The organism is Bartonella sp. CM120XJJH (genome assembly GCF_042194715.1).
In the GTDB taxonomy this organism is placed as follows: domain Bacteria; phylum Pseudomonadota; class Alphaproteobacteria; order Rhizobiales; family Rhizobiaceae; genus Bartonella.
This window is the reverse complement of sequence record NZ_JBHINE010000166.1, coordinates 1-525: the sequence shown is the minus strand read 5'-3', so window position 1 is coordinate 525 and position 525 is coordinate 1. Positions and strand designations below refer to the sequence as shown.

General features: G+C 45.0%; 1 protein-coding gene. It reads left to right on the top strand.

Annotated elements, in window-relative coordinates; all coding sequences use genetic code 11:
- Positions 1-92: 92 nt before the first annotated feature.
- On the top strand, positions 93-398 hold the full coding sequence (locus tag ACFIKU_RS10390; protein ID WP_005864619.1) for a helix-turn-helix transcriptional regulator: 306 nt from the start codon (positions 93-95) through the stop codon (positions 396-398).
- The last annotated feature ends 127 nt before the right edge of the window (positions 399-525 follow it).

Below are 525 nucleotides of genomic sequence, written 5' to 3'. Positions count from 1 at the left end.
TATTACCGCCCGATATAGAGGGCAGATATTTTACCATTAACCCCACAAAAAACGGATGGTTTGAGCATCCGTTTGAAGCAGGAGCGAAAGTTATGACAACCACCCAAACATGCATTCAAGTATGGGATCGCCATAGTATTTTAGCTGAGCTACGCCGCCGTAATATGACCTTGGCGGAGCTCGCGAAAGCTTATCAACTCTCGTCATCCAGTGTTCAACATATCTGGACACGGTCTAACGAGAAAGCTGAACGTGCTATTGCCGATTTTATCGGTTTGCCCGTTGAGCAGGTTTTTAGCGACCGCTACCCCAAAAGTCGCCGTCGCATTTTTAAAGCAGCAAAACATGCCAACACAGATTCGCGTGCGCATTCTGCTTTGCGCGGAAATGCCGCTTGAGCTTTGTTACACGGCTTTGCGTTTTTGCGCATTTGCCATGCATTTAGATACCATAAGATAAAGAGGTTTATCAATGTCTAAAGATCAATACGAAATGGGCAAGATAAATTGCATAGAGTTGCATCAT

Bases quoted from the DNA above. Each gene is read 5' to 3' on its own strand.
- ACFIKU_RS10390 (WP_005864619.1), top strand. From the start codon at position 93: ATGACAACCACCCAAACATGCATTCAAGTATGGGATCGCCATAGTATT.